Consider the following 16354-nt stretch of genomic DNA (forward strand, 5'->3'; position numbering starts at 1 on the left):
GGGACGTACTCCTGCACCACGCTGTCGGTGTCCCGGAAGGCGCGGAGCACTGCCGCCGTCCAGGTGTGCTCGTCCGTCTCGTGGCCCGCGACGAGCGGCCCCGCGCCTGCGACGGCGCGCTTCAGGACGAACCGTTCGCGCTGGGCCAGCAGCAGCCCGGGGAGCTCCTGTTCGGTGCCGTGCCATTGGGTGCGGCCCGCCAGGGAGAGCCGCGTCCAGGGCAGCCGGCGTTCCACCAGTGCCTGCTCGGCCCGTGTCATCCAGGGCAGCCCCTCGGAGACCAGCGCCAGCGCTCGCCGGTCGGCCAGCAGCCCGCCGCTGAGGGTCGGCAGCAGCAGGAGCCCGGCGCGCTGCGCGTCGCGAACGGCGGCCGGGTGCACCGGCGCAGGACCGGTGCGGCCTCGCTGCCGGGCGCTGCTCAGCAGGCCCATCGCATAGCGCGGGCTGCCCGGGCGGCCCAAGGCGCCGGGCAGCCCTCCGGGGCGCAGCACGTCGGCGGTGAAGCCGCGCTGCCGCAGGTCGTGCACATCGTCGGCGTGGAAGCCGGGGCCGATCAGGGCCACGGCGCGGGGCAGCCCCCGGCGGGCGCATAACTCGGCGAGCGCGTCGGCGCGTACGGCCCGCGGGTCGTAACCGAACAGCACCTCCTGGCCCCTCTCCAGGCCGTCGGCCGAGGCGAGCACCGCCCCGCCCCGCACACTGCCCAGCGTTGCGCTGGTGTCCAGCGCCACGAGCCACGGGCCCGACTCGCCGACCACGAAATCAGCGCCGGCCAGCATCGTGCAGCAGTCCGTCTCCGTGCTCTCCAGCCCTGTGGGCGGCAGGTGGTCGGCCGGGTCGGCGCCCAGTGCGACCAGCCGTTCCGGCCAGGTCGGCGCCAGCGACAGCACCGCTCTGCGCACCAGTGCCAGCAACTTCGCCGCGACCTCGAACAGCTCGTCGTAGGAGTGCCGGGGCAGCACGAGCCTCCCGGCGGGCAGCGGGCGGGCGCCGGGCCGGTCGGGTGCCGCTCTCACGGCCGCCGCCCGTGCGGGTCCAGTGCCCGGGTGACGGCGGCGTGCAGTTCGTCGACGGAGTCGGCGTACCGCGCCAGTGCGTCCGGCACCGGAGCGCGGCCCTCGTCGTCCGCGCCGTAGGAGCCGGTGCCGTGCACCACCACCTCCGGCTCGGTCAGCAGGCCCCGTTCCACGGCGTTCATCACCCCCGTCAGCGTCATCACCAGCGACCACTCGGCCAGCCGCGCCGGGTCGGAGGGGAGCTCGATCCCCGCGGGGCGCAGCATGGCGCGTACGGACGGATAGCGGGCCAGGCACTCGTAGCGCGAGACGACGATCCCGTCGCCCCCGTGCGTGCGTACCAGCGCGCTGGTCGCGGGCGCGGTCGCCGGGGCGCGGGTGAAGAAGGTGGGCTCCAGGATCTCTTCGGGGGCGTGCGTGGTCCGCGGAAAGTGCGGGTCCGTGCTCGCGGGCGGCTGCAGGTGTACGCGGCGCGCCCGGTCGTACCGATACGGCGGCACGCCCGCGCGGGAGAACGATCCGGTCAGCAGATGGAGCACCAGGTCGGGGGTGCGCAGCTGCTGCACCAGCAGATAGCGCGCCGGGCCTGCCGCTGCCGCACCGTCCGGGTCCACCAGTGTGCTGCCCAGCCGGTGGCCCAGCAGCCCCGATCCGGTGGCGACCGCCTGCGCGTGCACCCGCCCGGCGGCCGGAGCCGCACCCAGCGCTTTCCGTTCCACGAAAGCGCGCAGCGCGTCCACAGCGCGCTGGTCGACCGGATCGCGTACGTACCACAGCGCGCTGCCCGTACCGGTGCGCAGCGCGCTCGCCCGCTCCCGGCAGTAGTCGGCGGCCAGCTCGTGCACGGCACCGGGCTCCGAACCGTGGTAGACGACCAGCGGATTGCGGCGGCGCAGCTGCGGGTGCCGGGCCAGCGCCGAGTCCGCCACCTTGTGCCGCGAGCAGGCGGGCACCAGGCTGACGACCCGCACCTGGTCAGGCCCTGCCAGCCCGCACAACTGGGCGCGCAGTACGGCGTCGCGCAGCGCGGTGGCCAGATTGCCGGACGAGGGTGCCAGCAGCGTGACGGGCCGGCCGGTCGCCCGTGCGTGCTGCACGGCGCGCGCGACCATCACCAGCGCCCCGCCGGGCTGGACCTCACGCGCTCCAGGGCCGTGACACAGGTCGAGCAGGTGCAGCCTGGTACCGCGGTAGTCGGGCAGCGGTACGACGCGTGCTGCCGCGGGGGCCAGATACGAGCGCAACTGGCCGTCGAGGGGCGGCAGATCGCCGTCCGGGGTGAAGGACGCCGGGTCCTGCGGATCGCCCGGTGCGGCGGCGGTCGCCTGCTCGTGCAGGGCACGGACGAGAGCGCGGACGGTCTCCCAGTGGTCGGCCAACGACTGTCCGGAGGGCGCCGGTTGACCGAGAGGGACGGCGAGGCCGGTGTCCGTGGCGCGTCTGGTGTGCGTGGTGAGAGTCATGGCTTGTCCCCCCTCGTGGCCGGCTCCGGTTCCGGATCGGCCCTCTCGACATCCCGCCCCTGCCTGCTTATGGTGAAATCACCGTTACTGGTATGTCGTTGAAGTACATCGGTGATTCCCCGGAAATGCGACGGTGAGCCGCAGGAAAGGTAACCCGGTGGGGTCGAGGGCCGGTCGAAGCCGGTCGGAGCGAGCCCCGCCCGCGCCCGAGGAGTCGTCGATGACCCAGCCCTCCATGCCCGTGCTGGAATCCGTCACCCGCACCTGGCCCGACCTCGAGGCCGCGCACGAGAGGGCCACGGACGCCGGTGCCGCGCTGCTGCGCAGCCGTACCGAACTGCTGAGCGTGCTCACCCGGCTGGCCACCTATGCCAGCGCCCGTGACGAACTGCTGCGCTCGCTGCGCGCGGTGGCCGGAGCACCCTGGGAGCTGGCCCGTACGGGGGTGCCGCAGCTGTCCCGGATCTCCGTCGTGCTCCCGCAGCACTCCGCCCTCTACTCCTACGTCCGCGACTGCCTGGTGCCCGCGCTCTACTGCGACGAGGTGGTGGTGCGGCCCACGCCCCGGATCCGGGAGACCGCCTGCGCGGTGCACCAGATCATCAGCCGCGGGCTGGACCCGCAGCTGGCTTCGCGCATCCGCTTCACCGACGCCGCCGAGAGCGACTTCATGCCCGTATGCGCCGAGTCCGACGCCGTCGTCCACACCGGCTCCGTCGAGGCCGGCAACCGGCTGATGACCGGGATCGGCGACGCGCCGCTCTTCCTCTTCTCCGGGCCCGCGCCCAACCCGCTGATCGTCGGCCCGCGCACCGAACCGGCAGCGGCCTGCCGCACCGTGCTGCGCGCCCGGCTGTACAACTCCGGGCAGGACCGGCGCTGTCCCGATGTGCTGTTCGTCCACCGGCTGCGGCTGAACGCGCTGGTCGAGCAGTTGCGCGCCGAGCTGTCCGTGCTGACGGTCGGTGCCCGCGGCTGGCCGGACGCCGTCCTGACCGCGCTCGCCTACGGGGAGGCCGTGGAGGGTGCGGCCCGCTTCCTCGCCGCACATACCGACCGGTTGGTCACCGGTGGCGGTACCGACCCGGAGCGGATGCAGATCGAGCCGTCGCTGCTGGTCTTCGACGAGGACCCCGGCTTCCACCCGCCCGCGCTGGCGGGGCCGCTGTTCTGCGTCGTCCCCTACGAGGACCCCGAGTTGCTGCGCGAGTGGGCGCGTAATCCACGGGAGTTGGAGCGAGGGATGTACGCGTCGGTGCTGGGCGAGCCGCGGTTAACGGGCCGCACCCTCGGTACGGCCGTCGTGCTCCGGGACGGCACGCCCTTCGACGTCGAGGACGGCAACCAGCCGTGCGGCGGGTACGGGGTGCACGCGAGTGGTGTGCGCCGTGAAGGGGTGCTTCTGGGGAGGCCGCTGCTGCTTTCGCGGGAAGCCGCGCAGCAGCGTTCCGTGATCACGGGGCCGCTGCGGTAGGTCCGCTTCGGGGCGCGGTCGAGTGGGGCTGTAGAGGGCGCTGGCACGCTGCGCTGGAGGCGAACACCTTCCCGAAGGAGGCCGACGGTGGCACACCGGACGCTCATTGTGGCGCGGATGGAGCCGGGCAAGGCCGACTCCATCGCGCGGATCTTCGAGGAGTCGGACGGGACCGAACTGCCCCACATGGTGGGGGTGGCGCGGCGGACGCTCTTCACCTTCCACGACCTGTACTTCCACCTCGTCGAGGCGGACGAGGACATCACCCCCAACCTCTACCGCGCCCGCAGCCACCCCCTCTACGACGACATCAACACCCGCCTCGCGCAGTGCGTGTCGCCCTACGACCCGAACTGGCAGGAGCCCAAGGACGCGATGGCCAACCCGTTCTACGTATGGACGAAAGACGGAGGGAGGATCCAGTGAGCGAGTTCACCCAGCGCGAGCTGGCCGAGAAGCTGCTGGAGTGCGCGGGCGAGGCCGAGGACGTCGACATCACCGACGAGGCGGCCCTGGACGTGCCGTTCCTCGAACTCGGCTACGACTCGCTCGCGCTGCTCCAGGTGACCGGGGTCATCAAGCGCGAGTACGGCGTCGAACTGTCCGACGACGCCGTGGTGGAGGCGGAGACGCCGCGGCTGCTGCTCAAGATGATCAACGCCAACCTGTCCGATGCGGCATGAGCGCCGCCGCCGGTACGGGAACCGGTGTGCTGCCCGAGCCGGGGCTCGCGGGCAAGCGGGTCCTGGTCACGGGCGGCACCCGGGGCATCGGCCGTACCACGGTCCTGGCCTTCGCCGAGGCGGGCGCCCGCCTGGTCGTCGCCCACCGCACGGCCGGTGACGAGGCGCGCACCCTGGCCGAGGCGCTGGCAGCCATCGGCGCCGATCATCACCTGGTGCGCGCCGACGTCACCGAGTCGCGGGACGCCGCCCGGCTCGCCGAGGAGTGCAGGACGCACCTGGGCGGCCTGGACGTGCTGGTCAACAACGTCGGCGTCGACGGGCACAGCAAGTTCGCCGACCTGGACGAGACCGAGTGGCACCGGCTGATGGACTCCAACGTCACCTCCGCCTATCTGGTCACCCGGGCAGTGCACGAACTGCTGGCGGACGGCGCCTCGATCGTCAACGTCGGCGCCTCGGTCGCCCTGCGGGGGCGGGCCCTTGGCACTCACTACTCCGCCTCCAAGGCGGCGCTGGTCGGCTTCGGACGGGCGCTGTGCAAGGAGGTCGGCAGCCGGGGCATCCGCGTCAACACCGTGGCCCCCGGCGTCACCGCGACCGAGGACGAGCCGGGCGCGGGGCTGCCGCCCCAACTCGTCGAACGCCTCGCCGGAATGACGGCACTGGGCCGCCTGGGTACGGCGGCGGACGTGGCGGGCGCGGTCCTCTACCTCGCGGGTGACACCTCCCGCTACATCACCGGCGCCACGCTCACAGTCGATGGAGGAATCTGATGCCCTACGCGGCCATCACCTACCGGGTCAAGCCCGGCCACGAGGAGGAGATCGCGGAGATCTTCGCCAACTTCAAGCGCGTCGACACCCCCGATCTGACCGGCGACGACGGTCAGGCGGCCGGACGGCTGCTGGGCACCGGCGTGTTCATCAAGGACGACGTGATGGTGCGCGTCATCCACTACGAGGGCGACTTCGCTGCGGTCGGCAAGCACATGGCACAGCAGAAGGGCGTGCACATCCTGGAGGAGAAGCTTCAGCCCTACCTCGCCGAGGAGCGCGACACCTCATCGCCGGCGGCCTTCGCCGCCTACTTCCGCGACGCCACCATGCGGTCCGTCGCCCAGCTGACCGTGGACACGCACCCCGCCGGGAGCTGACCGATGCGGGTGGACGCTGTCCTCGGGGTGGCCGTTCTCCTCGGCAGCGGCGTCACGGCGGGGGTCCTCTTCGCCGTGGCGCTCAGCGTGCTGCCTGCGCTGTTCGCCATGGAGACGGGCACCTATGTGCATGCGCACAAGCTGCTGGGCCGCAACTGGGACCCCACCATGCCGGTTGTCGTGCTGAGCTCCACCGTGCTCGCCGCGGTCCTCGCCTTCGCGGCCGACGGCACCGTGCCCCGCACCCTTTTCGCCGTCGCTGCCGTGCTGCTGCTGGGCGTCTCCGCGGTCTCCCACCTGTGCAACGTGCCCATCAACCGGCGGGTCAAGGCCGTGGCGGACCCCACGGCCCTGCCGGACGACTGGGAAGACCCCCGCCCCCTGTGGCGCCGCTGGCACATGTTGCGCACCGCGCTTTCTCTTGTCGCCCTGGTGCTCAATGCCGCGGCTGTAGCTTGCGGCTAGCCATCAGGGGCGCGGGGAACTGCGCGAGCAACCACAACCCCACCCGCAGTCCGCAAACAACAGCCAGTGGCACCCCCTCATCGAATCAAGAAAGAGGGCGCCCACTCATCACCGCGAGACTCTCATCGCGGATCGGGTGGGACATGTCGCGGTCGGGGCGATAGGGAGCCAGCTCGGAAACGGGGCCGAAGCCCGTGATCTCCCGCGCGGCAAGAGCGCCCAGCAGCGGTGCGAGGGTGACCCCACTGTGCGTGACGATGGTGTACAGACCAGGAACCTGCCGATGCGGGCCGACCAGGGGAAGCCCGTCTTCTGGCACGGGCCGGACCCCGATCCGCGTACCGGACAAAGCGCGGAACGCGGGCAACACCGCGGAGCACCGCCTGAGAAGGTCAACCTCAGGCGGCACCGAAGCCTCTGCAGAGGGAGCCAGCACCGCATCCAGAGGCCAAGAGATCGCACAGGCCCGGTTCCCCGGCGCGGGCCGCAGATCCACTCCCGGCGTCGCGACGATGGCCCGCAACGGCTCGGCCAGCGGCGTGGACTCACCAACCAGCCCGGGAATCTGCCGCAACGGCAACCGCAGACCGGCCAGTTCGGCGATACGCCCCGCGTCGGGCCCCGCGCAGTTGACGACATGGTCGGCCCCGAACCGCCGGCCGCGCGCCTCTGCTCCCCGTACCCGCCCACCGCCGTCCATCAGCAGCGCGGTGACGGGAGTGTCGTAGCGAATGTCGGCGCCCAGCGCCGCGGCCCGGTCGAGCAGCGCACGGGCGAGGAGCGGCGCGTCGTACCAGGCCGCTTCGTCGTGCACGACGAGCTCGGACGCCTCGCACGCCGCCGGATCGACTCCGGGCGCCAGCGTGCGCAGCTCGCCCGGGTCGGCGGTGCGGCAGGGGTGCCCCCACCCGGCGAGCCGCGCGGCCCGCACCCGCAGGGTGCGCTGCTCCTCCTCGGTGTGCCCCCACTGGACGAGCGGCGCGGAGTGCCGCCACCCCGCGGTCCCGCCCTGATCGCGTATCTCGGCCTCCAGTTCACGATGGAGCGCGGCGCTGCGCTGGTTGAGCAGGAAGTAGGAGTGCGGGGTCTTCAGATGGGTGACATCGATGGAGAAGGTGGCGCTCGAGGTGCCCGGCGCACGGCCTGCGGCCTCGAGCACGGTGACGTCTACGCCTGCTTCGGCGAGCCGGTGCGCGGTGGCGGCGCCGATGACTCCGGCGCCGATGACGACGGCTCGGGACATGACGGAACTCCCTTGGGGGGTGGCGGTTTCGAGAGAAGACGGGTCCGGGAGAAGACGGGTCACAGGACCTTGCTGAGGAAGGCGCGGGTGCGCTCATGGCGCGGAGCGCCCAGTACATCCGCGGGCCGGCCGGTCTCGACGACGACTCCGTCGTCCATGAACACCAGCGAGTCGCCGACCTCCCGCGCGAAGCCCATCTCGTGGGTGACGACGACCATGGTCATCCCGTCCTCGGCGAGCGCCCGCATCACCTCCAGCACCTCGCCGACCAGTTCGGGGTCGAGCGCCGAGGTGGGCTCGTCGAACAGCATCAGCTCGGGCTCCATCGCCAGGGCACGGGCGATGGCGACCCGCTGCTGCTGGCCGCCGGAGAGCTGCGCGGGATAGCTCCCCTTCTTGTCGGCCAGCCCGACGCGGTCGAGCAGTTCGACACCGCGGGCCCTGGCCTTCTCCTTCGGCTCCCTGCGGACCTGGACGGGAGCCTCGGTGACGTTCTCCAGCGCGGTCATGTGCGGGAAGAGGTTGAAGCGCTGGAAGACCATGCCGATGCCCTGGCGGCGCCGGGCGACGGCCTTCTCGCTCAGCTCGTGCAGCTTCCCGTCCCGCTCCTCGTAGCCGACGAGTTCGTCGCGTACGTACAGCCGGCCGCGGTCGATGGTCTCCAGGTGGTTGATGCAGCGCAGGAAGGTGGACTTGCCAGATCCTGACGGGCCGACCAGGCACATCACCTCGCCGGGGGAGACGGTCAGGTCGATGCCCTTGAGCACTTCGGTACGGCCGAAGCTCTTGTGCACGCTCTCGGCTCTGATCACCGGGGCCGATGTGGTCGTGGTCGTCAACGTGCCGTCTCCTCACGGTGGTTCCGGGCCGCGGCGCGCAGCCGCTGGAGCGGGGTGGGCGGCAGGCCCCGGCCGGCACCGCGGCCGAAGCGCCGCTCCAGGTAGAACTGGCCGACGTTGAGGACCGAGGTCGCCACCAGATACCAGAAGCAGGCGACGACCAGCAGCGGGACCTGCTGGAAGTTGCGCGAGTAGATGCCCTGGATCGAGGTCAGCAGTTCGGGGACGGCGATGGCGAAGACCAGCGAGGTGGTCTTCAGCATGGAGATCGCCTGGTTCCCGGTGGGCGGGATGATGATGCGCAGCGCCTGCGGCAGCACGATGCGGCGCAGCGTCTGCCCTCGCGACATGCCCAGCGCCTGGGCCGCCTCGTTCTGGCCGTCGTCGACGGAGGTGATGCCCGCGCGGACGATTTCCGCCATGTACGCCGCCTCGTGCAGCCCGAGGCCGAGCACGGCGGCGGTGAGCTGGGTGATGAGGGTGTTGGTCTCGGCCTGGACGAACGTCGGCCCCCAGGGGATGCCGAGGCCGACCGTGGGCACTACAGCGGACAGGAAGTACCAGAACAGCAGCTGGACCAGGAGCGGAGTGCCGCGGAAGACCCAGATGTAGCACCAGCTCAGCTGGGACAGGATCGGGTTCTTGGACATCCGCAGGATGGCTAGGACGACGCCGCCGACGATGCCGAGCGCCATCGCCAGCACCGTCAGGAGGAGCGTGGTCCGCAGCCCCTCCATGATCACCGGCGAGAACAGGAACTCGCCGACCGTCCCCCACTGCATCCGCGGGTTGGTGATCCAGCCCTCCAGCAGAAAGACCAGCAGGAAGAGGACGACGACCGCGGCGACGCGCAGCCCGGGGCGGCGCAGCGGCACGGCGGTCAGGGTCTCGGCGGCGCTGCCGCGGTCCGCCTGGGCGAGGGTCTGGCTCATGCCGCGCCCCCGTTCACGGTGGCGCGCTCGAGGGCGCCCGAGGAGATGTTCCACTGCTTGAGGATCTTCGCGTAGGTGCCGTTGTCGATCAGTTTCTGCACGGCACCGCGGATGGCCCGGACCAAGGTGCGTTCCTCCTTGTTGATCAGGATTCCGTAGGGCAGGAAGCGGTACGGCTCGCCCGCCGTGCGGAATCTGCCGTGCGACATCTCCGCCTGGTAGACGACGGTGGGGGTGCCGCCGACGAAGGCGTCGGCGCGGCCGGTGGACAGGGCCTGGAAGCAGCCGACGGAGTCGGGGAAGACCAGCTTCTCCAGCTCGGGCTTGCCGGCCGCCGCGCACTTCTTCGCCTGCGCCGCCACGTCGTCCACCTGCGAGGTGCCCTGCTCGACGGCGACCTGGCTGCCGCACAGGCTGGTGAGGGAGCGGATGTTCCCGGCGGCCTTCTCGGAGGCGAGGATCGAGCTGCTGGTCTTCATGTAGTCGACGAACGTGACCTGCGACTGGCGCTCCTTCTTGTCGAGCATGGCCTGGATCGCCACGTCGTAGCGGTGGGAGCGGACGCCGCCGATGATGCTGTCGAAGTTCGCCTGCACCATGCGTACCCGTACGCCGAGGAGCTGGCCGACGGCGCGGATGAGATCGGGCTCGGCGCCGATGACGGTCTTGTTGTCGATGTCCAGCAGGGACAGCGGCGGATAGTCGTTGCCGACAGCCGATGTCAGGGTTCCTTTGTCGCGGATGTCCTTGGGGAGCAGTGCGCGGAGCGCGGGGTCGGTGCGCTGCTCGGGCACCTTGGACTGGTTGACGGTGGCGGTGCCGCCACAGGCCGTCGCGGTCGGGGTGATCAGCGCCGCGAGCGCGAGGGGAAGTGCGGTGGCGCGGGCCCGCAGATGCCGTACTGGCACGGTGCCTCCCTTCTTCAGCTGCTGGTCAGGCGACCGGTGCTGGGCTGGTGGACGCCCAATCTGCGGGATGGCGGGGGCCCGGGCAAGGTCAGAGAGAATGAACGTTGCCGGACAGGGTGTTAAGTTCAGCTGATGCTGACTCCGCCGCAGCTGCAAGCGATATGCGAGGTCGTCGCCGCCGGGTCCTTCCGCACGGCGGCACAGCGCCTCGGCTACACGCCCTCCGCCGTCTCGCAGCAGATCTCCACCGTCGAGCGCGCGCTGGGCGTGCCGCTCTTCGAGCGCTCACCGCGCAGCGTGCGCCCCACCCCGGCCGGGCTCCAGCTGGCCCGGCGCGCGGGACGGCTGCTGGCCGACCTCTCCGCCACGGAGAACGAGATGCGCGCCTACGCCGCCGCCGAGCGCGGGCGGCTGCGGCTGGGCAGCTTCTGGTCAGCGGGGTTCCGGCTGGTGCCGACGGTGCTGACGGGGTTCCTGCGCGACCGGCCCGAGGTGGAGGTCCGCTATGAGGAGGGCGACCCGCAGGTCACGGTGCCGGCGGTGCTGGAGGGGCGGCTGGACCTCGCGGTGATCTTCGAGTACGGCGTGGTGCCGCACAGCTGGCCCGAGGGCCTGGAGCACACGCTGGTGCTGGAGGAGCCGCTGTATCTGCTGCTCCCCGCCGGGCACCCGCTCGCGGGCCGGCCGCACATCCGGCTGGCCGAACTGCGCAACGAGCGCTGGATCAGCTACCACGAGGACACCGACGCGGCCCGCTGTCTGCGCCACATCTGCGCGGCCGGCGGCTTCCTGCCCGAGGTGCTGTTCCGTACGAACGACTACAACCTGCCCTACGAACTGGTCCGGCAGGGCCTGGGAGTGGCGATCGCGCCCGAGCTGGCGGTCCCGGAGCCGCCGGCGGCCGCACCCGACACGTCCGGCACCCGCCTGGTCCGGCTCACCGACCCCACGCACACCCGCCGCGTCTACGCCACCCGGCGCACCACCGACCCCAACCCCTTCCTCCCCCAGGCCCTCACGCTGCTGCACACCGCGGCGGCCGGGCTGCCCGAGCGGCCCGAGGGGGAGTGCCACACCGCTACCGGGTGATCTCCATCTGGCCCATCATGCCCATCTGGACATGGCTGAGCATGTGGCAGTGGTACATGTACAGCCCCGTGTGCTCCGTGAAACGGACCTGGATGCGGGCGTATTCGCCCGCCGGCACCGTCACCGTGTCCTTGAGCCCGGCCTCACCCGGCGCCGGTGGCTTCCCGTTGCGGTCCAGGACCTTGAACGCGTCCAGGTGCGGGTGCATCGAGTGCGGGATGCCGTACTCGCCGTCGCCGTTGACGATCTTCCAGGTCTCCGCGACGCCGAGCCGGGGCCGGATGTCCACCCGGTGCATGTCGAACGGCCTGCCGTTGATCAGGTGTTGGCCGGTCTTCGCGTCGAATGACATGGTGAACTCGCGCTCGACGGCCGACGTCCCCAGGTCGGGCACCGGCCGCAGCTTGCCGGGGACGCGGCTCGGGTCGCTCGCCTCCCGCACCACGTCGAAGCGCATGACCTCCCCGGACTCGCCCTCGTACGGGTAGGTGTTGGACAGCACCAGCTTCCGGCCGACGCCGTGGCGGGAGAAGTCGACGACGATCTCCTGCCGCTCGCCCGGCCACAGCTGGAGCACCCGGGTGGGTACGGGCTCGGGCAGCAGCCCGCCGTCCGTCGCGATGTGGGTGAACTCCTCGCCGTCGCCGAGCTGGAGCAGGAACGGCCGCTCGTTGGCGGTGTTGACCAGCCGCAGCCGGTACTTGCGGGCGGCCACCTCGAAGTAGGGCCGCGGCCGGCCGTTGACGAGAATGGTGTGCCGCTCGTCGAAGCCGTGCAGATCCCAGTCGAGCCGGCCGTCGCCCTGGAACTTGGCGTCGCGCAACTGCAGCGTCACGTCGTACCGGCCCTTGGGCAGCGGCAGTTGCTCCTCGAAGTCGTCGGTGAGGAGGTAGGTCGCGGCCAGCCCGCGGTAGATGTTCTCCGCGTGGTCCTCGTGCGAGTGGTCGTGCAGCCACAGGGTGGCGGCGCGCTGCTCGTTGGGGTAACGGAAGAGCCTGCTTTCCCCCGGCTTCACCTGGTTCATCGGGTGGCCGTCCGAGCGCTGCGGGGTGTGGCCGCCGTGCAGATGCATCGAGAACGGCACGCTCAGCCTGTTGACCTGCTCGATGACGACCGGCCTCCCCCGCCGGGCCACGATCAGCGGGCTCATCGCCCCGTTGAAGGAGCGGATCCGGGTCGTGGTGCCCGGCAGCAGCGTGACGTCCGCCTCCCGGGTCGTGAGCCGGTAGAAGTCGTGGCCGGCCAGCCGCACCGGGCGCAGCGGGGCGGGCACCTTCAGCGGGGTGGTGAACGGCGACTCGGCCGCCCGTGCAGTGCCCGACCGGCTGCCGACGACGAGACCGGCCGGTGCGGCGGCCAGCGCCGCGGCCGTCGCACCGACCCTGAGCACTTTTCTGCGTGTGAGCACGGAGAGTTCCTTCTGGCGGTCGGGGCGGTCGGGGCGGTCGGGCGGTCGGGCGGTCGGGTGCGGTCGGATCGGGTGCGGTCAGGCGGCGTCCCGGACCGACATCTGCGCCATGCAGGTCAGCAGCGAGCGGCGGAACGTGGCGATGAAGCCCTCGACGGTGTCGGTCGCCCGGGGCCGGGACAGATACGGGGCCAGCTTCTCCTCCACCTCGCGCACCCCCGGCTGGGTGGCCATGTGGCGGGCGATGGCGTCCAGGTCCCCCTCGTACTCGATGACCCGGACCATCGTGTCGTCCCTGATGAAGACGGCGGTGGACAGGATGCGGGCGGCTTCGCCGCCCGCCTCGTCCTGCACGACAGGCGAGCCCACCCGCCGGAAGTTGCCGAAGATCTCGGAGATCTCCTTCTCGTACCCCGCCTTGATGTCGTAGGTGATGGCGGCGAACGGCATGGCTGCTCCTCGCTGTCGCGGACACGGCCGCCCCATCTCGCCGCATGCCACTCGCCCCGCACTCGAGTCCGACTGGGGAGACAGGGGGCCCCGGCCATCAACGGCGCTTCGAGCGGAGTTGTAGGGCCGGCTGCGAAGGTCCCCGCGCTGGGCGAGGGGCCAACACCAGCCAAGGAAACCGAAGGAGGCGGGGGTCAGTGACCACCGAGATCACGCGCACCGTCCGGGTGCACGCCGACGACGTCGAGGCCAACACCCGGCGGGGCGGCGACATCAGGACCACGCTCAGCCCGAAGACCACGGGATGCACCAGCGGTTTCGGCGGAGTGCTGACCCTGGCGCCGGGCGAGCACGTCACCGAGCACTACCACCCGTACTCCGAGGAGTTCCTGCACGTCGTCACCGGCCGGCTGGAGATGACGATGGACGGGCAGGTCGTCGCGCTCGGCCCCGGCGACTCGCTGCTGGTCCCCATCGGCGTACGGCACCGGCTGGTGAACACCGGAACCGAGCCCGCGCACGCGGCCTTCCACCTCTCGCCGCTGGCGCCCCGCCCCGACCTGGGCCATGTGGACACCGAGAAGCCGGCCCGTCCCGAGCAGCCCAACCCGTCGGTCGGCGGTGCCTCGTGACCGTGACCCGTGACGCGGCGACCGGCCGCAGGGCGGTCGTCACCGGCGTCGGCGTGGTCGCACCCGGCGGCGTGGGCCGGGAGGCGTTCTGGAAGCTGCTGTCCGACGGCCGGACCGCGACCCGCCGCATCTCCCTGTTCGACCCCACCGACTTCCGCTCCCGGATGGCGGCCGAGGCCGACTTCGACCCCGTCGCCGAGGGACTCAGCCCTCGGCAGATCCGCCGGATGGACCGGGCGGCACAGTTCGCCGTCGTCAGCGCCAGGGAGGCGGTCGAGGACAGCGGATACGACTTCGCCGCCGCCGACCCGGCCCGGACAGGCGTGAGCATCGGCAGCGCCGTGGGCTGCACCATGGGCCTGGAGGAGGAGTACGTCCTGCTCAGCGACGCCGGCAAGCACTGGCTGGTCGACCACACCTACGGAGTGCCGCACCTGTACGGCTACATGGTGCCCTCCACCCTGGCCGTCGAAGTGGCCTGGGAGGTCGGCGCCGAGGGCCCGGTCGCGCTCATCTCCACCGGCTGCACTTCGGGCCTGGACTCCATCGGGCACGGCGTACAGCTGATCGAGGAGGGCAGCTCGGACGTGGTGCTCGCCGGGGCGACCGACGCGCCGCTCTCGCCGATCACCTCCGCGTGCTTCGACGCCATCAAGGCCACCTCGCCCAACAACGACGACCCCGAGCACGCCTCCCGCCCCTTCGACGCCGAACGCGACGGGTTCGTCCTCGGCGAGGGCGCCGCCGTGCTGGTGCTGGAGGAGAAGGCCGCGGCCGAGGCGCGCGGCGCGCGGATCTACGGCGAGATCGTCGGCTACGCGGGCCGCAGCAACGCCTTCCACATGACCGGACTGAAGGCCAACGGACGGGAGATGGCCGAGGCCATCCGCGTCTGCCTGGACCGGGCCAGGCTCGACCCCACGGCCGTCGACTACATCAACGCGCACGGCTCCGGCACCAAGCAGAACGACCGCCACGAGACGGCAGCCTTCAAGCGCAGCCTGGGCGAGCACGCCTACCGGGTCCCGGTCAGCTCCATCAAGTCCATGGTGGGCCACTCGCTGGGTGCCATCGGCTCCATCGAGGTGGCCGCCTGCGCCCTCGCACTGGACCGGCAGGTCGTCCCGCCCACCGCCAACCTGCACAACCCCGACCCCGAGTGCGACCTGGACTACGTACCGCGCACCGCGCGCGAGCACGCCATGGACGTGGTGCTCAGCGTCGGCAGCGGCTTCGGCGGCTTCCAGAGCGCCACCGTGCTGGCCAGGCCAGGGGCCGTGGCCTACGAGGGGAGCGCCCGATGAGCCCCGCCGCGACCACCACGGCGCCCGCCTCCGCGACCGGCGTCACCACCCCCACCCGCGCCCCCGTGATCACCGGGCTCGGCGTGCTGGCACCGACCGGCATCGGTACCGAGGAGCACTGGAGCTCGGTGCTGGCGGGCCGCTCGGCCATCGGCCGGATCACCCTGTTCGATCCGGCGCCCTACCCGGTGCGGCTCGCCGGCCAGGTGCCCGGCTTCGTGGCCAAGGAGCGGGTGCCCAGCAGGCTGATCCAGCAGACCGACCGCTGGACGCATCTGGGGCTCGCCGCTGCCGAGGCCGCCATCGCCGACGCCCAGGTGACCCCCGCCGAACTGGCCGAGTACGAGATGGCCGTGGTCACCTCCAGCTCCTCCGGCGGCACCGAATTCGGCCAGCACGAGATGGAGAACCTCTACCAGCACGCCCCCGACTGGGTGGGCGCCTACCAGTCCATCGCCTGGTTCTACGCGGCAACCACCGGACAGATCTCCATCCGGCACGGTATGCGCGGCCCCTGCGGAGTGCTGTGCTGCGAACAGGCCGGCGGTCTCGACGCCATCGGCCAGGCGCGGCGGCTGGTCCGTACCGGCGCCAAGCTGGTGATGACGGGCGGCACCGACGCCTCCCTGTGCCCCTACGGGCTGACGGCGCAGCTGTCCACCGGGCAGCTGTCCACCGTGCAGGACCCGGCGCGTGCCTATCTGCCGTTCGACGCGGAGGCTTCCGGCTACCTGCCCGGCGAGGGCGGTGCGCTGCTCGTCGTCGAGGACGCCGAAGCGGCCGAGGCCCGCGGCGCCGGGCAGGGCTACGGCCGGGTGCTGGGCTACGCCGCCGCCTTCGACCCGCCGCCGGACTCCGACCGCGGCCCGGTACTGGCCCGCACCGTCCGCACCGCGCTGGCCGATGCGCGGCTGGACCCGGCCGACGTGGACGTGGTCTTCGCGGACGCGCTCGGCGTGCCGGAGGCCGACCGCGCCGAAGCCGAGGCGCTGGCCGAGGTGTTCGGGCCGCGCGGTGTCCCGGTGACCGCGCCCAAGACGCTCACCGGGCGGCTCTACGGCGGGGGAGCGGCACTGGACGCGGCAACGGCGCTGCTCGCGCTGCGCGACGGCACCATCCCGCACACGGCGGGCCCGGCCGCTCCGGCGCCCGGATACGAGATCGACCTCGTCCTCGGCGAGCCCCGCCGGGCCGAGCTGCGTACCGCGCTGGTCGTCGCCCGCGGCCACGGCGGCTTCAACGCCGCACTCGTCCTGGGGCATCCGCAGGGACACCACGTCAGTTGAGGAGGG

General features: G+C 71.9%; 18 protein-coding genes. 10 read left to right on the plus strand and 8 right to left on the minus strand.

Going from position 1 to position 16354, the window contains the following annotated elements:
- Both ITI46_RS10435 and ITI46_RS10440 read right to left on the minus strand, forming a co-directional pair.
- The coding region (locus tag ITI46_RS10435) for a hypothetical protein (protein WP_209239177.1) at positions 1-1016 on the minus strand (1016 nt) is incomplete at its 3' end.
- Positions 1013-2479, minus strand: coding sequence for a DUF6002 family protein (locus ITI46_RS10440; RefSeq protein WP_209239178.1), 1467 nt, complete (start codon positions 2477-2479; stop codon positions 1013-1015). The genes ITI46_RS10435 and ITI46_RS10440, both read right to left, overlap by 4 nt.
- 220 nt (positions 2480-2699) lie before the next feature.
- Here ITI46_RS10440 and ITI46_RS10445 point away from each other — a divergent pair, with 220 nt between their 5' ends.
- From ITI46_RS10445 to ITI46_RS10470, 6 genes are all read left to right on the plus strand, one after another.
- A complete protein-coding gene (locus ITI46_RS10445) occupies positions 2700-3953 on the plus strand; it encodes an aldehyde dehydrogenase family protein (protein WP_209239179.1) in 1254 nt (417 codons plus the stop codon).
- Positions 3954-4040: 87 nt separating this feature from the next.
- Entirely contained in the window at positions 4041-4379 is a 339-nt protein-coding gene (locus ITI46_RS10450; RefSeq protein ID WP_209239180.1) for a TcmI family type II polyketide cyclase, read from the plus strand.
- Positions 4376-4636 carry an acyl carrier protein gene (locus tag ITI46_RS10455; RefSeq protein ID WP_209239181.1) on the plus strand — a complete coding sequence of 87 codons (261 nt, stop codon included), beginning with the start codon at positions 4376-4378 and terminating at the stop codon, positions 4634-4636. The genes ITI46_RS10450 and ITI46_RS10455 overlap by 4 nt, the downstream gene beginning before the upstream one ends.
- Positions 4633-5412, plus strand: a complete 780-nt coding sequence (locus ITI46_RS10460) for an SDR family NAD(P)-dependent oxidoreductase (RefSeq protein ID WP_209239182.1) — start codon at positions 4633-4635, stop codon at positions 5410-5412. The genes ITI46_RS10455 and ITI46_RS10460 overlap by 4 nt, the downstream gene beginning before the upstream one ends.
- On the plus strand, positions 5412-5792 hold the full coding sequence (locus ITI46_RS10465; RefSeq protein WP_209239183.1) for a SchA/CurD-like domain-containing protein: 381 nt from the start codon (positions 5412-5414) through the stop codon (positions 5790-5792). Before ITI46_RS10460 ends, ITI46_RS10465 begins: the two co-directional genes overlap by 1 nt.
- A 3-nt stretch (positions 5793-5795) precedes the next feature.
- On the plus strand, positions 5796-6257 hold the full coding sequence (locus ITI46_RS10470) for an anthrone oxygenase family protein (RefSeq protein WP_209239184.1): 462 nt from the start codon (positions 5796-5798) through the stop codon (positions 6255-6257).
- Positions 6258-6342: 85 nt separating this feature from the next.
- On the opposite strand, the gene ITI46_RS10475 is transcribed toward ITI46_RS10470, so the two are convergent.
- The 4 genes from ITI46_RS10475 to ITI46_RS10490 are packed head-to-tail and all read right to left on the minus strand — an operon-like array spanning position 6343 to position 10179.
- Complete coding sequence (locus tag ITI46_RS10475) at positions 6343-7500, minus strand: NAD(P)/FAD-dependent oxidoreductase (protein ID WP_209239185.1); 1158 nt, start codon at positions 7498-7500, stop codon at positions 6343-6345.
- A 59-nt stretch (positions 7501-7559) separates the two neighbouring features.
- Positions 7560-8339 (minus strand): amino acid ABC transporter ATP-binding protein, encoded by a 780-nt coding sequence (locus ITI46_RS10480; protein ID WP_247745774.1) that lies wholly within the window; start codon positions 8337-8339, stop codon positions 7560-7562.
- On the minus strand, positions 8336-9271 hold the full coding sequence (locus ITI46_RS10485) for an amino acid ABC transporter permease (RefSeq protein WP_209239186.1): 936 nt from the start codon (positions 9269-9271) through the stop codon (positions 8336-8338). The genes ITI46_RS10480 and ITI46_RS10485 overlap by 4 nt, the downstream gene beginning before the upstream one ends.
- Positions 9268-10179: an ABC transporter substrate-binding protein gene (locus ITI46_RS10490; protein ID WP_209239187.1), complete on the minus strand. Its 912-nt coding sequence runs from the start codon at positions 10177-10179 to the stop codon at positions 9268-9270. The genes ITI46_RS10485 and ITI46_RS10490 overlap by 4 nt, the downstream gene beginning before the upstream one ends.
- A gap of 132 nt (positions 10180-10311) precedes the next feature.
- Between ITI46_RS10490 and ITI46_RS10495 the strand changes: the two genes are divergently transcribed.
- Positions 10312-11268: a LysR family transcriptional regulator gene (locus tag ITI46_RS10495; RefSeq protein ID WP_209239188.1), complete on the plus strand. Its 957-nt coding sequence runs from the start codon at positions 10312-10314 to the stop codon at positions 11266-11268.
- Here the strand turns inward: ITI46_RS10495 and ITI46_RS10500 are convergent.
- Positions 11258-12676: a multicopper oxidase family protein gene (locus ITI46_RS10500; RefSeq protein WP_209239189.1), complete on the minus strand. Its 1419-nt coding sequence runs from the start codon at positions 12674-12676 to the stop codon at positions 11258-11260. The two genes, ITI46_RS10495 and ITI46_RS10500, sit on opposite strands and share 11 nt — an antisense overlap.
- 78 nt (positions 12677-12754) lie before the next feature.
- A complete protein-coding gene (locus ITI46_RS10505; RefSeq protein ID WP_209239190.1) occupies positions 12755-13126 on the minus strand; it encodes a SchA/CurD-like domain-containing protein in 372 nt (123 codons plus the stop codon).
- 197 nt (positions 13127-13323) lie between these two features.
- Here ITI46_RS10505 and ITI46_RS10510 point away from each other — a divergent pair, with 197 nt between their 5' ends.
- Genes ITI46_RS10510 through ITI46_RS10520 form a run of 3 tightly spaced genes read left to right on the plus strand, consistent with a single transcriptional unit; the run spans position 13324 to position 16348 of the window.
- Positions 13324-13758: a cupin domain-containing protein gene (locus ITI46_RS10510; protein ID WP_209239191.1), complete on the plus strand. Its 435-nt coding sequence runs from the start codon at positions 13324-13326 to the stop codon at positions 13756-13758.
- On the plus strand, positions 13755-15062 hold the full coding sequence (locus ITI46_RS10515; RefSeq protein ID WP_307808119.1) for a beta-ketoacyl-[acyl-carrier-protein] synthase family protein: 1308 nt from the start codon (positions 13755-13757) through the stop codon (positions 15060-15062). The genes ITI46_RS10510 and ITI46_RS10515 overlap by 4 nt, the downstream gene beginning before the upstream one ends.
- On the plus strand, positions 15059-16348 hold the full coding sequence (locus tag ITI46_RS10520) for a ketosynthase chain-length factor (RefSeq protein ID WP_209239192.1): 1290 nt from the start codon (positions 15059-15061) through the stop codon (positions 16346-16348). Before ITI46_RS10515 ends, ITI46_RS10520 begins: the two co-directional genes overlap by 4 nt.
- The last annotated feature ends 6 nt before the right edge of the window (positions 16349-16354 follow it).

Origin of the sequence: Streptomyces oryzae (genome assembly GCF_017676365.1) — a bacterium.
GTDB classification, from domain to species: domain Bacteria; phylum Actinomycetota; class Actinomycetes; order Streptomycetales; family Streptomycetaceae; genus Streptomyces; species Streptomyces oryzae.

Coding starts and splice junctions, on each gene's coding strand:
- ITI46_RS10520 (WP_209239192.1), top strand. CDS start 15,059: ATGAGCCCCGCCGCGACCACCACGGCGCCCGCCTCCGCGACCGGCGTC.
- ITI46_RS10440 (WP_209239178.1), bottom strand. CDS start 2,479: ATGACTCTCACCACGCACACCAGACGCGCCACGGACACCGGCCTCGCC.
- ITI46_RS10445 (WP_209239179.1), top strand. CDS start 2,700: ATGACCCAGCCCTCCATGCCCGTGCTGGAATCCGTCACCCGCACCTGG.
- ITI46_RS10465 (WP_209239183.1), top strand. CDS start 5,412: ATGCCCTACGCGGCCATCACCTACCGGGTCAAGCCCGGCCACGAGGAG.
- ITI46_RS10460 (WP_209239182.1), top strand. CDS start 4,633: ATGAGCGCCGCCGCCGGTACGGGAACCGGTGTGCTGCCCGAGCCGGGG.
- ITI46_RS10505 (WP_209239190.1), bottom strand. CDS start 13,126: ATGCCGTTCGCCGCCATCACCTACGACATCAAGGCGGGGTACGAGAAG.
- ITI46_RS10475 (WP_209239185.1), bottom strand. CDS start 7,500: ATGTCCCGAGCCGTCGTCATCGGCGCCGGAGTCATCGGCGCCGCCACC.
- ITI46_RS10485 (WP_209239186.1), bottom strand. CDS start 9,271: ATGAGCCAGACCCTCGCCCAGGCGGACCGCGGCAGCGCCGCCGAGACC.
- ITI46_RS10470 (WP_209239184.1), top strand. CDS start 5,796: ATGCGGGTGGACGCTGTCCTCGGGGTGGCCGTTCTCCTCGGCAGCGGC.
- ITI46_RS10495 (WP_209239188.1), top strand. CDS start 10,312: ATGCTGACTCCGCCGCAGCTGCAAGCGATATGCGAGGTCGTCGCCGCC.